This window comes from Shewanella waksmanii ATCC BAA-643, from assembly GCF_000518805.1.
GTDB lineage: Bacteria > Pseudomonadota > Gammaproteobacteria > Enterobacterales > Shewanellaceae > Shewanella > Shewanella waksmanii.
Genome location: NZ_JAEH01000044.1, coordinates 1 through 22,903, shown reverse-complemented (window position 1 = coordinate 22,903; position 22,903 = coordinate 1). Strand labels below are relative to the sequence as shown.

The following is a 22,903-nucleotide window of genomic DNA, read 5'->3' as shown; positions in this document are numbered from 1 at the left end:
TTAAGGAAGATTTATGTCTTTAGGGATCGATATTAAGTACGCGATACGCTTGCTGATGAAAAAGCCAATATTTACCGTCAATTCCATACTGATTGTTGCTGTGGGTCTTAGCTTGACCCTTTATTGCTATTCGTTATTGACCAACTTGGTATTTAAGCCGCTTTACCTTAATGGTGAGCAACAAATTATTTCGATAGAAGCCGCCTTCAATGAAAACCATGGCTACCGGACCGGTATAGACCCACTTGATCTCTATCAGCTCAGGAACGAATCACAATACATAGACAGTCTCGGCATTTACCAAGAAGGCACGACCTTAATTGGTGACATTGAGCAAAGCAGTAGCACTAAGAAATACAATGCCACATTAACCGAGTGGAACATTTTTGAATTTGCTGGCGTCCAACCAATACTAGGCCGTGGTTTTAGGCCTGAGGACCACTTTGAAGGTGCTGAGCCCGTTGTGGTATTAAGCCAAACAGTTTGGCAGGACTACTTTTCGGCCAATGAAGCCATCGTGGGCAGTATGATCAGAGTTGACTCCCTGCCCACCAGAGTAGTCGGTGTTATGCCGGCAGGGTTTGCTTTTCCTAGCAGCTCACAAGTCTGGCTTCCTCAGCCGCAGATGAATATTCAGCCGACCGACAGAGTCCGCACACAAATGTTTGCTTATGCTAGATTAAAACCCAACACGAGCCTCAAGCAGTTTAACAGCGAACTCATTACCCTAAACCAGAGAATAGTCGCCAACCTGCCACAGAATATGGCCTGGCGCGCAACGAGCGACGGTCGCTATATGCGAGCACTGCCCTTTAAGCAAGCCAATACTGATGTCACCCAATATTATAATGTGTTTATGTCTATGTTGATGGTGGTGTTGCTAATCCTGATCCTCGCCTGTATTAATATCGGCAATTTGTTGCTCAGTCGAGTCAATGAACGCTTTAAAGAGATCGCCATACGCGTAGCGCTAGGCGTACCAAGAAAACGACTAGTGCTGCAAATGTTGTGGGAGAGTGTATTCATTTGCACGCTTGGTTCATTACTCGCAGTGGTATTTACCCATTGGGGATTAAATATCAGTAATGATTACCTATCAACGATGTTTGCGGTCAACAATGCTAAACCTTTTTGGTGGCACCTGACACTCGGTAGCGACGGCCTATGGGTACTTATCCTCACTGTGGTCGTGATGATTTTGGTCACCGGACTCATTCCCGCTTGGCGAGCGCTAAGTGATGATTTTAATGCCGTACTAAGAGATGGCACCCGCGGAGCGCTGGGAAGAAGTGCTGCCAGAGCCAGCAACGCATTGGTGGTATCAGAAATATTGCTATCTTGTGTGGTACTCGTCATTGCCACGATTTTGCTATTTAGCAGCTACTCAGCGGGGATGGCCGATTATGGCGTGGAGACACAAGGTCGATTAACCGCAAGGCTAGAGCTGCCCTTAGAGAGTTATCCTGAACGCAGCGAAACGGTTGTTGAAGACCGGAAGAAGCGCACAGATTTCTATTACCAACTGAAAGATCAACTCGAAGTACAACCTCATATCGAGGCCGTATCTTTTATGAGTAGTTTACCTGGTACGGGTGAAGGCAGCAGTTACTTCGAAATTCAAGGACATGCTGCTGATGTCTACAATGAAAACCCCAAAGCCAACACTGAAAGTGTCACCCGAGATGCCTGGCGTGCTGTGGGCATGACACTGATTGAAGGCCGTAATTTTGACCATAGAGACACGGAAACTGATATGGGCAATGTGATTATTAATGCCTCCATCGCCAAAGATTACTTTGCAGATGGCAATGCTATTGGCAGCCAGATCAGACGAGTATGGTCAACAGGTCATCGTGAATGGCAAACTATTATCGGTGTGGTATCGGACACCTTTCACGGCTCTACCATGCAGACTTCAAGTGCGCGCTATACGATGTATCGGCCAATCGACCGGGATGGTAGAACGCAAATGAACATCGCGGTGCACTACCTAGGCACTGAGCGCCAAGCTAGAAAAACTTTGCTCGACACCATCAATGCGGTAGACATTAACGTCGGTGCCTACCACATACAAAGCTATCAAAACCTAATTCAACAACCTATGTTGTTGGTATCTGCGGTAAGTAAGATATTTCTGTTTTGCGGTATCGTCGCCTTGGCGCTGGCTGCTAGCGGTATTTATGCCGTTGCCGCAAACTCCGTCACCCAGAGAACACAAGAGATTGGTGTGAGAAAAGCACTAGGTGCCACAGATTCAAAAGTGATTAATTTATTTATGGGCAAGGCATTAATTCAGCTTTTAGTTGGGCTCAGTATGGGGGTGGGTTTATCCCTTTGGATAGTAAACTTAATGACAGATGCAATGATATTAGATAATGTAAGTGTAATCATAGGGTTAATTGGGGTGCCACTCTTGATTGCAAGCATGGTATTGTTGGCCACTTTTATCCCAACTCAAAAAGCGGTAAGGCTTGAGCCCAGTGTTGCTTTACACCAAGACTAACGCCTCAGATCGATGCTGTATTTAACTCAATCGATAAGTTTCCCGGTGATTTTTACATACTCGTGGTAAAAATCACTGGAACTACATCGATTAAATTGGTTGCTATTCAAGGGAGCTGTATAGGACTAAATGAAACATTCAATCATTATCGCTGATGACGATATCAATATTCTGACTGCATTAAATTTACTTTTAAAGTCTGAAAACTATGACATAACAACCGTCACTTCACCTGCCGATCTGCTTAGCGCATTAAAGCAAAAAGATTACTCTTTGGCATTAATCGATCTTAATTACCACCAAGACACCACGTCCGGAGCCGAAGGGTTAGCCCTTATTCGTGCCATTCGCTCCATTGATGAACTTGTGCCCGTTGTGGTCATGACAGGCTTTAGCTGTGTCAATATCGCAGTGGAAGCCATGAAACTCGGTGCTGGAGATTTTATTCAAAAGCCATGGGATAATGACCGTTTACTCAGTGTGTTACAGTCGCAAATACGGCTTGGCACTAGCGTAAAACAAACACAGAAACTGACACAACAAAACACGCTCTTAAGAAAACAATTGTCTGTAACCAGTGACGGGCTGATTGCAGAATCAGGCGCGATGCAAAAAGTACTGGCGCAAATTGAGCTTTTTGCCCGCAGTGAAATGAACATTCTATTTACCGGTGAAAATGGTACCGGCAAAAGTATGCTAGCTGACCACTTGCATCAATGCTCTAACCGCAGCAAGCACCCCTTTGTTGCGGTCAATATGGGGGCTATCCCTGAAAATCTATTTGAAAGCGAAATGTTTGGCCATGTAAAAGGTGCCTTTACTGACGCCCAAGATAGCCGCATTGGCCGTTTCGAACTCGCCCAATCCGGCACCCTGTTTTTAGATGAAATTGGCAATGTACCGCTTTCACAACAAAGAAAATTACTTCGAGTTTTAGAAGACCAACAATTTGAAAAAGTGGGCAGTTCTAAAACCATCCAAGCAGACGTTCGCCTTATTTCGGCCACCAATGCTTCGCTCAGTGAACTGATCACTCAAGGACAATTTAGGCAAGACTTGTTGTACCGACTCAACACTGCAGAAATAGCCATACCACCTTTAAGAGCACGCATCGACGACATCATGCCGCTGGCGAGATACTTCCTGAAAAAGTCGACAAAAAAATATGGGGTTGCCCTTAAAAGAATCGACGACTTAGCCTGTAGCGCCATGAAGGCCTATAGCTGGCCAGGGAATATTCGAGAGCTTAGCCACATGATTGAAAGAGCCATATTCTTAAGCCCCAGCAATGTAATAAGGGTACAAGATTTAGGCATAGCTGTGACTGAAAGCGCCGCCGCTGAGTTTGAGTTTGATTTTGACAGCCAATGCCTAGCATCTATTGAAAAGCACATTATCAACAGACGGCTTAGTCTCAACGATCATAATGCCATTGAGACCGCCGCGTCCTTAGGCTTAAGCCGCAGTGCCTACTATCGACGTCTTGAAAAATACAATTTGGGCTAATATGAAATCAATGCGTGAGCTTGGCTCTTTTGAAAATCGGCTTTTATTAATAACCCTTGCTGCTGGATTAGTCCCCATTTTACTTATCACATCCAGCGTACAGCTAGTGCACTTAGATGAAAATTCAGTGCTTTATGCCGCTAGTATCAGTTTCATCTGGCTGTTTTATTTCGCATTTTATTTAAAGAAAATCGTTGTTAATAAAGTTAGAACCTTAACTAGTGTTGTAGAAGCCTTAACATGTGAAGACTACTCTATGCGCGCAAAAGAGTCTTCATCAAGTGGCGTAATCAATGAGTTAAGTCAGCTCATCAATACATTAGCCAACACCTTTGCCCAACAAAGCCTAATAACCAAAGAAAAGCACATCTTGCTCAATAAAGTGATCAATCAGATCGATGTGGCGATTATCGCCACAGACAGTCGCGACAATGTGACCTTAATGAACCCTGCCGCAGAAAAACTGTTTAATCGTCGTGTTGAACGAATGAAAGGCTGGCCGATCAGAGAGTTGGGCATACCTGCCACGACACCGGAACACAATAAACAAGTCTTAGAGTTTGACCTCAAAGAGCATAAAAAGAAGATTTATTTGCACCGAGATGAGTACTTTGAAAACGGTATAAAACAGCAACTCATATTCATTACTGATATACAAAACCTATTACGCGAAGAAGAAAGGTTAGCTTGGCAGCGGCTGCTTAGAGTGCTCAGTCATGAAATTAATAACTCCTTGGCACCTATTGCTTCTATTAGTGCAACTTTAACGCGCTTTACCGAAGCTAATTGTGCCAACTTACCCTCTGAGCTTAATAGCGATCTGCAAAATGGTCTCGGTGTCATACAAGAAAGGGCTAACTCTCTCAATGAGTTTATCCAAAGTTACCAACAACTCGCCAAGGTGCCACCACCAGAAAAAACGCTGTTTAATTTAGAAAAGTTAGTGCAGTCAATCACACCTTTATTCGACAACATCCAGCTTAGAACCGCCAATGGCCCCATCGATATTTATGCCGATGAGGTGCAGCTAAAACAAGTGTTGGTCAATTTAATTAAAAATGCGCGCGAGTCTATGGCCTCCCTCCCCGACGGCAAAGTGATCATTTGTCTGCATCGACACAGCAGTGCTATTGAGATTCAAGTTATCGACAGCGGCTGCGGAATTAGCAATATGGACAATATTTTTGTGCCTTTTTATACCACCAAAGAAAAAGGCACCGGCATCGGATTGGTCTTAAGTAGGCAGTTGGTGGTCAACAATGGTGGCGATTTGGATATACGTAACAATGACAATAGTATCGGCGCTCAAGCCAACATCTATTTTCCAACTAACCAATCCTGACAAGCGTTTCAGCTAAGTCGTAAGTGTCCGCTACCGGACTGACTTTCACTTGACAGCAACCACTGCCATTCAAACTTATTCACACGGATAGGCAGCTGTTTACTATGCACAAAATTGTAAATCAATGTTCCACTATATTGAGGTTTTGATGGGGTATGCTAGCTTGGTAAGCCCTGTTGGTTATTGACGACTTTCGCGTTAGTTACCCTTCGCCATTAAAAACAAAACAATGTAAAGGAAACATGATGAATAAAGGCGTCTACCTGGCTCTGCTATTATCGCCGCTTCTTGCTGCCAATGCACTTGCTAAAGAACCGACTATTGATGCAGTCATTGAAAAGCAGTCAGTATTGCAATTAGAGGATGTATTTAGTCTTGAGTATGCATCGGGACTAGAGATCAATGCCGATGGCGATGAAGTGTACTTCATGCGGAACTACATGGATATTATGACTGATAAGAAACTCAGTAATATCTGGAAGGTGAATAAACACAAACAGCTCACCCCTGTGACCAACGGTCAACATGTCGATTATGCACCGACTTTATCACCTGACAACAATATGTTGGCGTATATCTCCACCGCTAGCGGTAGTCCTCAGATCCACATGAAATGGCTTAATGCTGATGCACAAGCGCAGCTTACTCACTTTAGTCATGCGCCAAGCAATTTGAGTTGGTCGCCAGACGGTAAGCAGTTGGCATTTACGCGTTTTGTTGAAGGTAAGCGTAAATCAGTGGTCAACCTACCCGGCAAACCTAGCCAAGCAAAATGGGCCAAACCAGCTGTCTATATTGATGAAATGTATTATCGATTTGACGGTGCAGGCTTTACCAATCCCGGTTATAGCCAAATATTTGTGATGTCGGCTAATGGCGGCGCCGCTAGACAGCTAACCCATGAAGCTATCAATCACTCCGGGCCGTTAGCCTGGAGCAAAGATGGTAAGCATCTGATTTTTGCCGCCAACAAACGACCAGACAGTGATTTAGCCCGTAATGATTCCAATATTTATAAGCTCAATATCACCACTTTAGCCCAGCAACAACTTACCGAGCGTGATGGTCTAGACAATAACCCCGCCATATCGGGTTCTGGCAAGCATATCGCCTATGTGAGTTCGCCGCAGAATTATAAAAATTATGAAAATGCTGAAGTGTTTATCATGAACATGGATGGCAGTGATAAACGCTCATTGACCGCCGACTTAGACCGCTCTGTCAATCAAATAAAATGGGCTGACAATGGTAAAGGGGTTTATTTTAGTTACCATGACCACGGACAAGCATTTGTCGCCTACCAACCGCTTAAAGGTAAACGTAAAATAGTTGCCAAAGATTTAGGCGGCTTAGCGTTTGGCCGACCGTATACCGCAGCGCAGTTTGACGTTGCAGACAACGGCACAATCGCCTTTACCTATTCTGACCCACAGCGACCAGCTGACATTAGCATTGTTCGCAAAGGTAAAACTGAACAACTTACCAACCTAAACCATGATGCTTTGGCACATAAACAGCTGGCTGAAGTAAAAGAGATCACGGTCAAATCATCGGCGGATGGCCGTGATATCCAAGCTTGGGTGGCCTACCCTCCGGGTTACAACGAAGCAATTAAGACAGGCAAAACATTTCCGCTCATTCTAGAAATTCACGGCGGCCCCGTCACCAACTACGGCCCGCACTTTGCTGCTGAAATACAATTGATGGCTGCCAGCGGCTATGTCGTGGTTTATGCCAACCCTCGCGGCAGTGACAGTTATGGTAAAGAGTTTTCACAAACTATCTACAACAACTATCCAAGCCAAGACTATGATGACCTAATGTCTGTAGTTGATGGTGTTATCGCCCGCGATGCCATTGATGAACAAGCCCTGTTCGTTACAGGTGGCTCAGGCGGTGGAGTGTTAACAGCCTGGATTATCGGTCACACCGACAGATTTAAAGCCGCTGTGGTCGCCAAGCCGGTGATTAACTGGTTTAGCTTTGCATTGACCACCGATATCTATCCATTTGTGATAAAAAATTGGTTTGACAAAATGCCATGGGAAGACACTGAGCACTATATGAAGCTTTCTCCTATTAGTTACGTCGGCAATGTCAGCACACCAACGATGTTATTGACCGGTGAAGCCGATTTACGCACGCCAATGGCAGAAACCGAACAGTTCTATCAGGCTCTCAAACTACGAAATATCGATACCGCTATGGTGAGGATCCCTGACGCGCCCCACGGCATCTATAAACGCCCGAGTAACTTGATGTCTAAAGTCGCCCATATTTTGTGGTGGTTTGAGCAATATCAAGACTAACTAAAGCAATGGACAGCCATCTAATGACCGACTAACTCATCATTAGATGGCTGATCAAAGTGCTTGCTAGTTGCTAGCATATTTAGCCATTACACTTTTTTAGCAGCTAAACTCTTACTGCTTCATTTTCGCTCGCCTTCAATCTGTGCTCACCTATTAAAAATGCCTATAGAAACTAACTCGGCTGTAGCAACAATGGCCGCTAAACTTGCACCATATTAATCTACAGCAACTTAAGGCGGCGATATGAAAAAGTGTCAACTGTTTATGGCGCTGTTTACCGGGCTATATCTATTGCTTAATTGCAACCTGGCCGTTGCTAACCCACAAGCTAGCGACGACAACTTGACCATTAACTGCGATATTCTGCTGATGTTAATGGTGAGCGATGTTCCAGATACCAGCGAGCTTAGCTCGAAGGTCAACCAGTCTGCCAAGGCGTTAATCAACCACACCTACGGAAATGATACAGGCAATAAGTTAATTAACCGATTCGCAGCCATGACCCAACTAATTGACGATAAGGACGTTGGCGAGTACATGATCCAAACTTGTGTCGCAGCAAAAGATCGTGACGCCACCAAAGTGATGGCGGATGTGGTACTGGCCATTGCCGGATACGACAAACAGTTTTCCATTTAGTCATTGAGAGTGGGCTAAGCGCTAAGCTCTGAGCGATAACCGCAAAGTCTGCCAAGCAGCGCTATTTGCTATTATTGAGCCCTAAGCGACCTTTTCAATGAGAATGTATGCTGTTAGCAGGTTCTCTAACCCTTAAAAAGCTCGCATGCCTTGGCACACCACCGTTTGTCCAACCATAGAATTTAAACGTCACTCGCGCGCCTATTGCTGGCGGCTTGGTGCGTTGCTTGATACTAAAGCCTGTCGCTAAACGGAACTGCACCCCAGATGGTAACGCTAACTGCAATGACTTGAGCAACAAGGGATCGCCACCATAGCCCATGTTATGGCCAACCACTCGGGCCTCGGTATCATAAAAGGGTTTGACTTTGATTAAATCGGCTTTGTTGTTAACCCGGTAGGTTGCACGGGAGTGATGTAACATCAAGCCTTCACCACCCGCATTTAACACTTGATTGAACTTGTCAGTAACTTGCTGCCAGTTATGTAATTGTTGCTGCTTTACCACCTGAATATACGCGGATTGCATACTGAGTTGTTTTTCCATCCACTTAACTCGCCCGGTGAAAGTTGTACCATCAGCAGGGCTATCAAAAACGAGTAGCTTGGCTTGTTGCCACAAGGCTACGTCACTAACTTCGCGCCGAGCCAAAGCTGATGCCACTTCAAACTTGCCATAGCCCAACCACAACTCAGCTTCAAATGCTGTTGCTGGAAATGTGTTACTGATATCGATAGGGACATGAATGATATGGCCGGCTCGCGTTCTTAAGTACTGCCCGTCCCAGTGTGCACGCACGCCATCATATTTTTCGCTCACCAAATACTCACTGAGCACGATGCTATCAGCAACCGTACCGGTGAACTCCCTGACTTGGGCAGCATCAAATTGTGCCGCCAGTTGCTTGGCCGCAATACTAGACGTTAGGCTTGCCAGGATAGACAAGCTAGTCCAAAGAACCACCGCTTTAGCAACGGTCATTAGTTGTCGCATATTTCGCTCCTCCTTGAGCTTAGTGCACTAGCACATAGATAGAAAATCGCTTACAGTGCAATCCACTGCTGGCTATCCGTTGCCAGTACATTGCCGTTAAGCAACTATAGCTGAAAAAGAGAGTCAGGATGAAGCCAAAAAATAATCATGGATTGAAGCGTGTCATTAGAGCAACCGGGTTTTCTGTGCAAGGATTGAAACAAGCTTGGAGCAGTGAAGCCGCTTTTCGACAAGAGGTCCTGCTAGCCGCCATCATGTTGCCTATTGCCTTGCTACTCAATATTGACACCAGCGAACGCATTTTGCTTATAGGCAGCGTATTTTTGGTGCTCATTGTTGAGTTACTTAACTCCGCTATCGAAGCTGTTGTTGACCGAGTGGGTGATGAAATTCATCCATTAAGCGGCCAAGCAAAAGATGTCGCATCAGCGGCAGTTTTTCTTAGTTTAATGCTATGTGGAATAACTTGGTTAATGGTGATTATTCCGCTGCTCACCTCGTAAATAACACCTATTAAGCGCTAGCGATACACCGTGATTCAGCAGAAAATTTTGCATCATTCTGTGACAACGCTGCCATTTTGATTATTTTGTATAAAATAACCTCACATTTTTTGATACAAATCATTCACATTTGGACATACTCTGTTATCATTGTTACTCGATAGATGGACCTATCTTATAATTATCAATAACTTATATAAAAATAATAATTATTATGGAGTAACATTGGTGTTGAAGAAATGGTCTATACTCGCGTTGTGCCTGTTAGCAGCCCCCTGTGCGGCTGAGAATGAGACGACGGTTGTCGAGCCAACACTTGCCGAAAAGAAAAGTAAAACCATCATTCGAGTCGGTGGGTTTTATTCTAATTCCAATTCCAGTATGGATGTCACCGACCCACTCCTTGGTAGAGACTTTCAAATCGATTTTGAAGAAGATCTTAAATTAGAAGAGTCGCAATTCCTGCCGTTTTTTGAACTGTTTTATCATTTTAATGATCAGCACATTCTCTATATGGATTGGAAACAGCTGCATCGTAGCGCTGAAGTCACCCAACTCACTAAGCCCTTTCAAGTTGAACTTGACGGCACGTTATATGACTTCAAAGCTGGCAGTAAAATCGATACCACCCTCAATATAGATATCGCTCGCATTGGCTACGGCTACAATTTTTACCAAGGTAATAACTACAATCTCGGTTTTTCCATTGGTTTGCACGCCATGTTTATTAAAACAGGATTCGAAGGTCAAATTGGTGCTTGCCAAGTCACCACTGCAACCGCTGATTGTCCAACGGTCCCCGTACCAAAAACCGTTGACACTAAGGTCACTGCGCCGTTACCTGATATCGGCTTATACGGTGATTACGAATTTGCTGACCGTTTTCGTTTTACCGCCCATGCACAATACTTTTACGTCAAACTGGACGATCTAGAAGGTGGACTCGTTGATATCCGCGCCGGTGTCGAAGCTGAAATTACCGAAAACTGGCATATGACTGCCGCATTTAACTATTATGAAGTCGATGTAGATTATGACCAAAAATTAAGAAATACCGATTTGAATGTTGCCAGCTACAACCTCTATTACAGTTTCATTGGCCCCATGTTGTCAGTCAGCTACCGCTTCTAATCGCTGTTAAATCTATTAAAAAGCCATCGCTAAACGATGGCTTTTTTTGTGTGCTATTTTCAAGTCGCTTAGTTGTTAGTCATAAAAATTAGTTGTTAGCCATAAAAATGGTAACACACGGCAATAGCGGCAATGATGCCGGCAAAATCGGCAGTCAAACCACATACCAAAGCATAGCGGCCATTTCTTATTCCCACCGCACCGAAATACACCGCTAACACATAAAAGGTCGTCTCTGTGCTGCCTTGAAAAATGGCAGCTAGCCGTCCAGCAAAAGAGTCCACCCCATAATGATCCATGGTTTCTAGCATCATTGCCCTGGCACCAGAGCCACTAAAAGGCTTCATCATTGCCGTGGGCAATGCATCAACAAAGCGAGTGTCTCCCCCCAGCCACTGAACTAAACTGGCAACTACGTAAAGTAGGTAGTCTAGTGCTCCTGATGCACGTAATAAGGCAATGGCTATCAGCATGGCTAATAGATAGGGAATGAGTTTGATTGATTGTGCAAAACCTTGTTTAGCCCCTTCAATAAACTCATCGTACACCGCCACTTTTTTCAAACCCGCAACCAGAATAAAACTGAAAATTAGCGTCAGTAGTACACCATTCCCCAATAAGGTCGACACTTCACCTATCGCAGTGACACTCAGGGTGCCCAAGTAGAACATCAAGGCACTTAAGCTTGCTAATATCGCAGCACCATAACCAATCACCACCGCATTGAGCAACGAGATTCGCTGAAAAATAGCCACAACAGTGACGCCAGCAATGGTTGAGGCTAATGTCGCCAATAAAATAGGCAAAAAGACTTCAGCCGGGGCGGCCGCGCCCTGTTGCGCTCGGTATAAAAATACTGTCACTGGCACTAAAGTCACAGAGGAAGTATTAAGTACCAAAAATAAGATTTGGGCATTGATGGCGACATGCTTAACAGGGTTGAGCTCCTGTAAATCCTGCATAGCCTTCAACCCAAGTGGTGTTGCGGCGTTATCCAGCCCTAACATGTTCGCCGTTAAGTTCATGGTGACACTGCCGTACGCCTTATGGCCACGAGGTACTTCAGGCATCAACTTACTTAATAGCGGCTCAAACAGTTTTGCAAAAACCGCGACGACTCCGGCTTTCTCGCCAACGCGCATCAACCCCATCCATAGAGACAGCACACCAACAAGACCCAGTGCAATCTCTGCCGCTAGCTTACTGCTACTAAACAGCGCATTGACCGACTCAGACAACACTTGGCTATTACCATTGAGCAAGGAAACCGCAATGGCTAACAGCGAAGTGACAAAGAAAACTAACCAAACTCTATTTAACACCGACACTCCTTGTTAAGTGCGTTATGGTTGATGGCATGGATATGACGATGTCTATGATATACTTTTGCCAATATTTCTTGTAGTTAGTCAATATGGTTCAACTAAATCAAAATTTTATCAATAGTATCGCCAAAGATATTCCAGCTAATTTATCGATGGACGATTTTATCGACTATTGTGGTAAACCATTACGCCCTTCGATCAGAGTCAATACACTGAAAATTAGCAGTGCCGATTTAATCGCTCACCTAACGCCTAAAGGGTGGCAATTTGAAGCAATCCCGTGGTGCCAAGATGGCTATTGGATCACCGTTGACCCGAGCATTCAAATAGGCAATACCATAGAACACATTCAGGGGCTATTTTACATTCAAGAAGCCAGTTCGATGCTACCACCTACTGCGCTGTTTCCACACAAAGTATCGCAGCCTTTAACCCTGTTAGATATGGCTTCAGCACCGGGCTCTAAAACGACTCAACTTGCGGCTATGATGGATAACGACGGTATACTGGTAGCAAACGAGTACTCCGCTAGCCGTGTTAAAGTATTGCATGCCAATATATTGCGCATGGGCGTTAGCAACTGCGCCCTCACCCACTTTGATGCTCGAGTATTTGGTGAATACCAATATGAAACTTTTGACCATATTCTGCTAGATGCACCTTGCAGTGGCGAAGGTACAGTCCGCAAAGACCCTGATGCACTTAAACATTGGGATGAAAGCGAGATAGATGCCATTGCCGCAACTCAAAAAGATTTGATTAAGTCGGCTTTTTTGGCCCTAAAACCAGGTGGTAGCTTGGTGTATTCAACCTGCACCCTTAATCGCAAAGAAAACCAAGCAATCATGGCACATATTCAGCAGTGCTACCCAGGTGCTGTGCGCTTTGACTCGTTGGCTGAGCTTTTCACGGGTGCCGACAAAGCCTGCACAGATGAAGGCTTCTTACATGTGTGGCCGCAAATTTTCGATAGCGAAGGCTTCTTTGTCGCCAAGTTGACTAAAACCGCCAGCGTCGTGCGCGACCAGCCGCAGCCTAAAGCGCAGAAAGTGTTTCCTTTTACCCCTGCCAGCCGCAAACAAACCGCCGAGCTTGAAGAGTACCTGCAGCAAACTTTCGGTATCAACTTTCAAGACAATAACTTAATGGTACGCGATGACGAGTTTTGGTTATTCCCTCGTCAGATGGAGCCTTTAATTGGCAAAATGCGCTACCAACGTATTGGTATTAAGTTGGCAGACAAGATTAAAAAAGGCTTTAAACCGCGCCACGAGGCACTTATTGCACTGACACCTAAAACACACATGCTAGCTCTTGATGAGGACCAAGCATTGCAATACCTGATGGGGCGCGATATTACTTTGGCCGAGAAAACCAAGCCCCAAGGTGAGAAGGTTGTCAGTTATTTAGGCGCCCCGTTAGGTTTAGCTAAACACTTAGGAAATAAGCTAAAAAATAGCCTGCCACGGGAACTGGTAAAAGACAAAGTGATTAAGTCGGCTTAAGCGATAGCGGACTATCTGCACACCGTACATATTTTGTTACAAATCGGTGAGCAAGCATTGGTTAATATTTGAGCGAAATCTAATTTATCATCTACACTTTGTTGCAGAGACAAACCTAATGAGGTTCTCAACAGTAGCGCACGGCTCCGAGAGGAGCCATTCCCCTAGACCCAGAACAATTGGAATAGTTTTGGGTCTTTTTTTGTCTGCTTTAAACTCACACCTATAATACCAATCAGTATAAGCCGCCACACAGGCTCGCCGCTCTTGTTAATCAAACTGACTAGCGTCCAGCCAATACCGCCGCTTCTTTGAAAAGATTAAAGAAGCTTTCTGTGGTGTTGTGAGCTAACTCATCGAACTTTTCGCCACGCAGTTCTGCCACAAATTCAGCAACATCTCTTACAAAAGCAGGTTGATTCTCTTTGCCACGATGCGGCACTGGCGCAAGATAAGGTGAGTCCGTTTCAACTAATAAACGATCTTTAGGCACTTTTCGAATCACAGTTCGCAATTCACTGGCATTCTTAAAGGTCACGATTCCTGATACTGAGATATAAAAACCTAAATCTATTGCGGCTTTTGCCATTTCCCAGTTTTCAGTAAAGCAGTGCAAAACACCGCCGACCTTATCGGCATTGCCTTGCTTCAAAAAGGCGATAGTATCTTCTCTGGCATCACGGGTATGCACAATCAGCGGCTTATTGACGTCTACTGCTAACGCGATCTGTTGCTCAAAACATTGTTGTTGCAGCACTTTAGTTTCATTAGCGTAAAAATAATCCAGCCCTGTTTCACCAATGGCGACCACTTTGGGATCGGCAATATATTCATGTAACTCAGCAGTATCTAAGCCTTCTTGCACATCAAGGGGATGAACTCCAGCCGACAGAAAAATCTCATCGAACTCAGCCATTTTTTGCTGCATTTCACGAAAGCCCTTCTGGCGAACGTTAACACACAAAAAGTGACTAATATCCCGTGCTTTGGCCTGATTGATGATATCAACCAAACTAGCATGGTCAGGGGCAGATTTAAGTCTATCTAAATGGCAATGGGAGTCGATAAGCACGGGGGAGTTACTCTAATTAGCAAATACACAATAAAGACGGCAAGAATACAGAGCTACATTGTGCAGGTCAAATCCCCTGAGGCGAGCTCGCGAGACAGTAAATTCTCGATATGGTGTTTGTGGGTGTCTGCATCAGACAAAATTTTGACCCCGATCCCCGCTGGTCGACCGCCAGATGCGCCAAGCGGGTTGATCCAAACAACCGCGCCTTTAAATTCCTGTTTTGTGGTGCTACCGGGCAATTGATAGGCAATGGTCAACTCTTGCCCTAAATAATGGCTCTCTGATGTAGCAATAAACAGCCCAGCAGGTTGTATAAATGGCATATATGCACGATACAACTGATGCAAGGTGTCAAAATTTACGACCAAATCGACCATATGATTAATTAGCTTCCCGTCAGTTGGTTATAGCGTGCTAAGTAGTTTTGAAATAATCCTAACGCATTGATATTGGGCATTAATGATAACTCATGGCAGGTCTTCATCACCAAGGTAGATAACTCGACGATATTTGCTGCTAATAGTGCATCAATATTTGGCGTTTTAAGTAATTTCTGTCTTAACACAAGATATAAAACTTTATGTGCATCAGAAACTTGCTTTTCATCAATACTCATTAAATTAGCACACAGGTGCCCAGACGACAAACTCTCAATCCAATCTTTGCGCAATTGCAGTAGGCTTTGATAACGCCCTTCTTGTAGGGCTTGTGCCAAATCAAGTGGGCCGCCGACAACGGGCAGGCACCAAGTGGCGTCTTGGTTTACTTGATACTGTTGCTGCAACCAAGCATTAATTTGAGCCGCATCGGGCAAGGTAATATGTAGCCGCTGGCAACGGCTAGTGATGGTCGCCAGCAGATGCGCAGGCTGTGAGCTTTGCAGGATGAGCAGCGTGCCCTCTCCTGGCTCTTCTAAGGTTTTTAGCAGTGCATTAGCCGCAGCTTGATTCATTTTCTCACTGTAATTAATCACCGCGACACGGCGCCCGCCTTGTTGTGCAGTCGAGACGAGGTCTTGGCACAAACTACGGATCTGATCGACTTTGATTTGATTGCCATCGGGGGCAACTTGGTAAAAATCTGGGTGATTGCCAGCATTCATCAACAAGCAAGACTTGCATTGACCGCATGCACCTTGAACATTGGGTGATAAACACAGCGCTGCAGCGGCAAAAGCTTGAATAAATTCGTTGGCACCATAGCCTGGATGCAGATCAACAACGTAGGCATGGCCTAAAGTTTGATTGACCAGCTGGCTAAAACAATGCTCACTGATGGCATCCAGCCAAGGAAAGCGATTCATCAACTACCAGCCTTGGCTCTGCAAGACAGCAATAATATCTTTGTGAACCGCAGCCATTGTTTGGCTTGCATCAACCACTTTAATGCTGTCGTCTTGATCTGCTAATGATAGATACGTACTGCGAGCACGCTCAAAAAAGCTGACATCCTGCTGCTCTATCCGATCAAGAGCGCCCCGGTCTGCCGCGCGGGTTAACCCCAGCTTAGGCTCAATATCAAGATACAAGGTTAAATCCGGTTTAAATTGGCCTAAGGTAATTTCACTCAGGGAGTTAACCACATCTAATAAACCTCGGCCGCCCCCTTGGTAAGCAAGCGATGACAAGTTGTGCCTATCGCCCAATACCCACTGCCCTTGGTCCAGCGCCGGTTGAATCACGTTAGCAATTAACTGAGCTCTTGCCGCATAAATCAGTAAGCATTCCGCTTTATCACACAGGGGATCAGTCTCATCAGCCACTTTAACCAAGTCTCGCATTTTTTCAGCCAGCGGAGTGCCACCAGGCTCGCGAGTACAAACCGGAACAGCACCAGTATGCTTTTCAATAAAGTCCTTCACTAAAGCAATAGCGCTAGATTTACCAGCACCTTCTAATCCCTCAATAACAATAAATTTGGCGTTGTTTTGGTTATTCATCGATTTCTCTGATATTTATTCACGGCGCGATTATGCTCAGCCAAGGTTCTTGAAAACACATGACTACCGTCATTTTTGGAGACAAAGTAGAAGTAATCCACATCTGCTGGGTTAGCTGCGGCGTGCAGTGACGCCCCGCTTGGTGCGGCAATCGGTGTCGGTGTTAGCCCGTTAATTCGATAAGTATTAAAAGGCGTGTGTTCACGCAAATCTTTGCGCGTAATATTACCTTGGTAACGATCACCCATCCCGTAGATCACCGTCGGGTCAGTTTGTAGGCGCATCCCCTTTCGTAATCGATTAGTAAATACAGCCGATATCCAAGGGCGCTCACTGGCTTTGCCAGTCTCTTTTTCAATGATTGACGCCATGATCAACAACTCATAAGGCGTCGACAGTGGAATAGACTCATCCCGTGCTTGCCATATTTGCGCTAATTGTTGCTGCATTTTTAGATAACTTTGCTCAACAATACTCTCGAGCGTTGCGCCAGCATGATAGTGATAGGTATCTGGATAAAATTTACCTTCTGGCAACCCTGATTCATCGCCATGTTTAACTAAAACTGCATTAAACACATTGTCGATATTATCTTTGGTATGGCTACTGGATGCCAAGACCGCTCGCCACTCTTTGATGTTTTGACCTTCGATTAAAGTGATACTAAACACTTTTTCTTTACCTTGATTAAGGCGTTGTATCAATTCAATGAACGTATCACCGGGCAGAATGTCATAGTAGCCTGAACGAATATTGGCTACATCTGGCTGTAATCTGATAAGCACTTTAGCAGGCCATGTTTCAGTAATAAGCTGCCTTTTTTGCAACTCATTAAGTAACTGGTTAAACGAAGTGCCGCGTTTAAGCTCAAGGGTTTGCGGTTCGGTAATGGTAAAAGCCGTATGACTAAAACTCTGCACATTTTGATGCACATAATATAGGCCAACAAGCGCAACGGTGAGAAGCGTAAATAGCAAACCTGCTAGAGTAACGAGCGTTTTTTTCATAATGATAAATTCAGAGCACTACGTAGAGTTTGAGTAAATGGAGCATGAACAAAAACTTGCTGATTAACACTATTGATATCAACAATGCCAAATAAGCTATTGGTCATAAAGACATTATCAGCTTGCATTAACATCGCCAAATTAATATCACATATTGAAACAGACCAGCCAAGCTGGGCTAGCTCAATGAGTAACTGCTGGCGCATCACGCCAGCGACTCCGGCAAAGGCCAATCGTGGCGTATAAACTCGACCCGCTTTAGCCATAAACAGATTAGCCACCGCGGTCTCTATCACCCAACCTTCACTGTCACATACGACAACATCATCGCAGTTTGCCGCTAAAGTTTGTTCACGAATTAATACCTGTTCAAGACGATTAAGGTGCTTCATCCCCGCTAAACGAGGTTGCCGCGCTAAGGCGATGTTGCTCAGCCCAAGGTTAATTCCCTGAGCTTGCCAATCAGCATAGTGCAGTGGGATTGCATGCAGCGACACCACTTCGGTGATGTTAGCAACAGCGGGGGCCTGGTATCCCCTGCCGCCAGAGCCGCGGCTCAATAGCACTTTAACGCAGCCATCGAGACCGTTTTGCTGGAAAGCGTCACGACAAATGGTATTAAGAAAGGTACGAAATTGATCATCAGCTTGCCAATCTATACCAAGTCGCTGACAACTTTGTTGTAAACGCGCAAGGTGGAGCTCAAACAGGAGTGGGCCAGCTTGGGTATAGCGCATTGTTGCAAACACACCATCGCCATAGGCAAGCCCTCTGTCCGTAGCCGTGACCTTGCCATCCAATTGACGATTAACCCAAAGCACGTAAATTAGCCATCCTTATCCATTTAAGCTCAACCCTTATTTATCGCGCTATTTAGCCAGTAAGTGTTGAATTCGAGTTTTCAATATATCGGTCGCAATGCGATTTTTACCGCCCCGAGGAACGATAATATCAGCGTACTGCTTTGAAGGTTCGATAAACTGTAAGAACATCGGTCTCACGGTTTCAGTGTACTGCTGCATCACTGATTCCATGGTGCGACCACGCTCTGCAACATCACGGCTTAAACGACGCATAAAGCAGATATCTAACGGCGTATCCATAAACACGCTAGCATCCATTAAATCGCGTAGTTCAGGGTCAGTCAGCAACAAAATACCTTCCAAAATAATGACTTTTTTAGGTGTCATTGGCACACATTCGTCAACTCGATTATGTACTGAATAATCATATTTGGGAATATCAACCGCTTGGCCCTGTTTTAACGCACTCAAATGTTGCGCTAATAACTCATGGTCCAACGCTTTTGGATGGTCATAGTTGGTTTGAACTCTGTCTTCCATTGATAAATGAGTTTGATCTTTATAGTAAGCATCTTCCGCTATAACACCTATTTGGTCAGTACCTAAATCACGGCACAGCTCCTCATAAATGGTTTTAGCAATCAAACTCTTACCAGATGCAGATGCACCCGCAATACCAATAATGACACATTGAGAACTCATCAAGACTTACCTTTACTCTTCATCTGAAATGGAAATAGACACAGCAGGCTGAGTCTGAACGAGTGCCAATTGTGCACCCACTTTACGTGCAATATCACGATAAATATTAGCCACATGACTGTCACTATCTGACACCACAGTTGGTGCCCCTTTATCAACATCTTCACGAATGTTTAATTGCAGGGGCAGTTCGCCCAATAAAGGTACATTATAGCGCTCAGCCATTTTAGCTCCACCTTGGCTGCCAAATGGGTGCTCTTTGTGACCACATTCACTGCATTGATGGAAGCTCATGTTTTCGACAATGCCGAGTACTGGAATATGAACCTTTTGGAACATATTGACGCCCTTCTTCGCGTCGGCGAGAGCGATATCTTGTGGCGTAGTCACTACCACCGCGCCACTTACCGGGACTTTTTGCGACAAGGTTAACTGAATATCACCCGTTCCCGGTGGCATATCAATGACTAAATAATCAAGCTCAGGCCAGCTGGTTTCATTAATGAGCTGTGCCAGTGCCCCCGCAGCCATTGGACCTCGCCATACTGCCGCTTCTTCGTCGTTTAGCATAAAGCCTATCGACTGTGCGGTGATGCCGTGCGCCGTTGCCGCAGTCATCATTTTGCCATCAGGTGATACCGGCTTAAAATCGGTTACTCCAAGCATGATCGGGATCGATGGCCCATAAATATCCGCATCAAGAATACCCACTCGCGCGCCTTCACTGGCTAACGCCAACGCAAGGTTTACTGAAGTAGTCGATTTACCTACGCCACCTTTACCCGAGGCAACGGCGATAACTTGCTTGATATTAGGTAAAGGCTCAACACTCTCAATGGCTGAAACCGCAGCAACTTGAAAGTCGATTTCACACTCAACTTCTTCGATGGCAGCTAATGTAGCCAGTTTTTTGGTGACGGCCATGACGGTGTCGCGGTACTGACTCTGACAAGGGTATGGGTAGCACAAACCTAGTTGCAATCGAGTTCCTTCAATATCCAGCTTAGTAACTAAACCGGCACTGACAAGGCCCTGTGCTAAATATGGATCTTGGAAATCATCTAAAATGGCCAACACTGGGCCGAGAAGATCGTCACTGAGACGATAATTCTGAGACGCTGAAGACAAAACGGCTACCCCCTAAAAATAATTTGGCTAAGTGTACCAGAATTTCTGCTGAATATTCGTGTAGATTTAGCGCAATTGCATCAGCTTTTAATGAAAGTTAGCCTTTGATCGGTTAGTATCTATGCCATTAATATTGGGCACCTACTGATTTAGAGATAAGATGGCAACTTCACAACGTAAAATCCTCGTTACCAGCGCGCTTCCATATGCCAATGGCCCCATTCATCTGGGTCATATGCTGGAATACATCCAAACTGATATTTGGGCTCGTTTTCAAAAGCTACGTGGCCACGAGTGTCACTATATCTGTGCAGATGATGCACACGGCACGCCTATCATGCTTAAGGCGCAGCAATTAGGTATTGCGCCAGAAGAGATGATTGCTCAAGTACAAAAAGAGCACGAGCAAGATTTTGCTGATTTTAACATCCAGTTTGATAACTTCCACAGTACTCACAGTGATGAGAACCGTGAACTTGCCAGCGATGTGTATATCAAGCTTAGAGACAATGGGTATATCAAAACCAAAACCATTTCTCAGCTATTTGACCCTGAAAAGTCGATGTTTTTACCAGACCGTTTTGTTAAAGGCACTTGCCCTAAGTGTAAGTCTGAAGACCAATATGGCGATAACTGCGACAGCTGCGGTGCAACCTATAGCCCAACAGATTTGATAAACCCAAAATCTGCTGTGTCGGGCGCCACCCCAGTGATGAAAGACACTGAGCACTTCTTCTTCGACCTGCCCGCATTTGAAGAGATGTTAAAAGCGTGGACTACCTCTGGTTCATTGCAAACCGAAATGGCCAACAAGCTCGGCGAATGGTTTGAGCAAGGGCTACAGCAGTGGGACATCACCCGTGATGCCCCTTACTTTGGATTTGAAATCCCAGATGCGCCGGGTAAATTCTTTTACGTATGGCTCGATGCGCCAATTGGCTACATGGGTTCATTTAAAAATCTTTGTGACAAACGTGACGATTTAAACTTTGATGAATTTTGGGCCCAAGATTCAACCGCAGAAGTCTACCACTTCATCGGCAAAGATATTGTTTACTTCCACAGCCTGTTCTGGCCAGCCATGTTGGAAGGTGCAGGTTACCGTAAGCCTAACAGCGTGTATGCCCACGGTTATGTCACCGTAAACGGCGCTAAAATGTCTAAGTCTAAAGGCACCTTTATTAAGGCGCGGACTTATTTAGACAATTTAGATCCTGAATACCTGCGTTATTACTACGCCGCTAAATTGAGCAGTAAAATTGATGATCTCGATTTAAACCTAGAAGACTTTGCGCAACGGGTAAACTCAGACCTTGTTGGCAAACTGGTTAACCTTGCTTCTCGTACTGCAGGTTTCATCAGTAAACGCTTTGAAGGCAAATTAGCTGCGATTGAGGATATGAGCCTCACAAATAGTTTCTTAGCTAAACAAGATGAGATCGCCGATCTATACGAAAACCGAGAATTTGGTAAAGCGATGCGCGAAATTATGGCATTGGCAGATATTGCCAACGCTTACGTCGCAGACGCTGCACCATGGCAGTTAATCAAGCAAGAAGATCAACAAGCACAAGCGCATCAAGTGTGCAGTAATGCACTTAACTTGTTCCGCATTTTGGTAACTTACTTAAAGCCAGTGTTACCAAAGCTTGCCAGCGACGTCGAGTCATTCTTGCAACTGACACTAACGTGGGACAATCTAGACATGGACCTTGCAGGCCATGAGATTGCTAAATTTAAAGCCCTGATGCAGCGTGTCGATATGAAAAATATCGAAGCAATCATTGCTGCCTCAACGGAGAATTTACAAGTGGCTGAAGCGCCAAAAAGTCAACTTGATGAAGACCCGATTAGCGATGAAATCAGCTTCGATGACTTTGCCAAGTTAGACTTGCGCATAGCCCGTATCGCCAAAGCAGAGCATGTACCTGAAGCCAACAAGCTGTTGAAGTTACAGCTAGACTTAGGCGGTGAAACTAAGCAAGTTTTTGCCGGTATTAAGTCAGCTTATGCCCCTGAAGATCTTGAAGGTAAACTCACTGTCATGGTCGCTAACCTGGCACCACGTAAAATGCGTTTTGGCGTATCTGAAGGCATGGTGTTAGCAGCGGGCCCAGGCAAAAAAGACCTATGGATCCTTGAGCCACATGAAGGCGCGCAACCTGGTATGCGGGTTAAGTAAGCCAGCAAAATATCGTGCTAATCTTTGTTAAAAAGGCCGCTAATCAGCGGCCTTTTTAATATCAATACCTGTCCCGTCCTGAGATAAGTTGACACTTTGGAGACTTATCTATGAAACCTTCAAGCACAATCAGCATTAAACGTACACAACGTGATTACACATTAGGCTTTAAATTAGCCGTTGTCAGTCAAGTAGAAAAAGGCGAACTAACCTATAAGCAAGCTCAACAGCACTACGGTATTCAAGGTCGAAGTACGGTCCTTACATGGTTAAGAAAGCATGGTAGATTAGACTGGACGCAACCCAT

20 protein-coding genes are annotated in these 22,903 nt (G+C 44.9%); 10 read left to right on the top strand and 10 right to left on the bottom strand.

What is annotated here, in order from left to right:
• The first annotated feature begins 13 nt into the window (after positions 1-13).
• From L865_RS0115745 to L865_RS0115725, 5 genes are all read left to right on the top strand, one after another.
• Entirely contained in the window at positions 14-2,503 is a 2,490-nt protein-coding gene (locus L865_RS0115745) for an ABC transporter permease (RefSeq protein WP_028774115.1), read from the top strand.
• A gap of 129 nt (positions 2,504-2,632) precedes the next feature.
• Entirely contained in the window at positions 2,633-4,009 is a 1,377-nt protein-coding gene (locus L865_RS0115740) for a sigma-54-dependent transcriptional regulator (RefSeq protein WP_028774114.1), read from the top strand.
• A gap of 1 nt (position 4,010) precedes the next feature.
• Positions 4,011-5,351 (top strand): sensor histidine kinase, encoded by a 1,341-nt coding sequence (locus L865_RS0115735; RefSeq protein ID WP_028774113.1) that lies wholly within the window; start codon positions 4,011-4,013, stop codon positions 5,349-5,351.
• Between the two features lie 245 nt (positions 5,352-5,596).
• Positions 5,597-7,660: a S9 family peptidase gene (locus L865_RS0115730; protein ID WP_037471356.1), complete on the top strand. Its 2,064-nt coding sequence runs from the start codon at positions 5,597-5,599 to the stop codon at positions 7,658-7,660.
• Positions 7,661-7,906: 246 nt separating this feature from the next.
• A complete protein-coding gene (locus L865_RS0115725; RefSeq protein WP_028774111.1) occupies positions 7,907-8,302 on the top strand; it encodes a hypothetical protein in 396 nt (131 codons plus the stop codon).
• Between the two features lie 94 nt (positions 8,303-8,396).
• On the opposite strand, the gene L865_RS0115720 is transcribed toward L865_RS0115725, so the two are convergent.
• Positions 8,397-9,296 (bottom strand): DNA ligase, encoded by a 900-nt coding sequence (locus L865_RS0115720; RefSeq protein ID WP_028774110.1) that lies wholly within the window; start codon positions 9,294-9,296, stop codon positions 8,397-8,399.
• A 128-nt stretch (positions 9,297-9,424) separates the two neighbouring features.
• Between L865_RS0115720 and L865_RS0115715 the strand changes: the two genes are divergently transcribed.
• A complete protein-coding gene (locus L865_RS0115715; protein ID WP_028774109.1) occupies positions 9,425-9,799 on the top strand; it encodes a diacylglycerol kinase in 375 nt (124 codons plus the stop codon).
• A 228-nt stretch (positions 9,800-10,027) separates the two neighbouring features.
• Positions 10,028-10,930, top strand: a complete 903-nt coding sequence (locus L865_RS0115710; protein ID WP_028774108.1) for a DUF481 domain-containing protein — start codon at positions 10,028-10,030, stop codon at positions 10,928-10,930.
• Positions 10,931-11,025: 95 nt separating this feature from the next.
• On the opposite strand, the gene L865_RS0115705 is transcribed toward L865_RS0115710, so the two are convergent.
• Positions 11,026-12,252, bottom strand: coding sequence for a nucleoside recognition domain-containing protein (locus L865_RS0115705; RefSeq protein ID WP_028774107.1), 1,227 nt, complete (start codon positions 12,250-12,252; stop codon positions 11,026-11,028).
• Between the two features lie 92 nt (positions 12,253-12,344).
• Between L865_RS0115705 and rsmF the strand changes: the two genes are divergently transcribed.
• Positions 12,345-13,760, top strand: coding sequence for a 16S rRNA (cytosine(1407)-C(5))-methyltransferase RsmF (gene rsmF / locus L865_RS0115700; RefSeq protein ID WP_028774106.1), 1,416 nt, complete (start codon positions 12,345-12,347; stop codon positions 13,758-13,760).
• A 283-nt stretch (positions 13,761-14,043) separates the two neighbouring features.
• Here the strand turns inward: rsmF and L865_RS0115695 are convergent, their stop codons facing one another.
• The 8 genes from L865_RS0115695 to apbC are packed head-to-tail and all read right to left on the bottom strand — an operon-like array spanning position 14,044 to position 20,414.
• Entirely contained in the window at positions 14,044-14,832 is a 789-nt protein-coding gene (locus tag L865_RS0115695; RefSeq protein ID WP_028774105.1) for a TatD family hydrolase, read from the bottom strand.
• A gap of 53 nt (positions 14,833-14,885) precedes the next feature.
• Positions 14,886-15,212, bottom strand: a complete 327-nt coding sequence (locus tag L865_RS0115690; RefSeq protein ID WP_028774104.1) for a PilZ domain-containing protein — start codon at positions 15,210-15,212, stop codon at positions 14,886-14,888.
• An 8-nt stretch (positions 15,213-15,220) separates the two neighbouring features.
• Positions 15,221-16,138 (bottom strand): DNA polymerase III subunit delta', encoded by a 918-nt coding sequence (gene holB / locus L865_RS0115685; RefSeq protein WP_028774103.1) that lies wholly within the window; start codon positions 16,136-16,138, stop codon positions 15,221-15,223.
• Between the two features lie 3 nt (positions 16,139-16,141).
• Positions 16,142-16,774 (bottom strand): dTMP kinase, encoded by a 633-nt coding sequence (gene tmk, locus L865_RS0115680; RefSeq protein WP_028774102.1) that lies wholly within the window; start codon positions 16,772-16,774, stop codon positions 16,142-16,144.
• Complete coding sequence (mltG, locus tag L865_RS0115675) at positions 16,771-17,781, bottom strand: endolytic transglycosylase MltG (RefSeq protein WP_028774101.1); 1,011 nt, start codon at positions 17,779-17,781, stop codon at positions 16,771-16,773. Before mltG ends, tmk begins: the two co-directional genes overlap by 4 nt.
• Entirely contained in the window at positions 17,778-18,602 is an 825-nt protein-coding gene (gene pabC / locus L865_RS0115670) for an aminodeoxychorismate lyase (protein WP_245608451.1), read from the bottom strand. Before pabC ends, mltG begins: the two co-directional genes overlap by 4 nt.
• Positions 18,603-18,650: 48 nt before the next feature.
• Positions 18,651-19,289, bottom strand: coding sequence for a uridine kinase (udk, locus tag L865_RS0115665; protein ID WP_028774099.1), 639 nt, complete (start codon positions 19,287-19,289; stop codon positions 18,651-18,653).
• 9 nt (positions 19,290-19,298) lie between these two features.
• On the bottom strand, positions 19,299-20,414 hold the full coding sequence (gene apbC / locus L865_RS0115660) for an iron-sulfur cluster carrier protein ApbC (protein WP_028774098.1): 1,116 nt from the start codon (positions 20,412-20,414) through the stop codon (positions 19,299-19,301).
• Positions 20,415-20,574: 160 nt separating this feature from the next.
• Between apbC and metG the strand changes: the two genes are divergently transcribed.
• Both metG and L865_RS0115650 read left to right on the top strand, forming a co-directional pair.
• A complete protein-coding gene (gene metG / locus L865_RS0115655; RefSeq protein WP_028774097.1) occupies positions 20,575-22,596 on the top strand; it encodes a methionine--tRNA ligase in 2,022 nt (673 codons plus the stop codon).
• A gap of 110 nt (positions 22,597-22,706) precedes the next feature.
• A partial coding sequence (locus tag L865_RS0115650; RefSeq protein WP_028772737.1) for a helix-turn-helix domain-containing protein occupies positions 22,707-22,903 on the top strand: 197 nt, incomplete at its 3' end.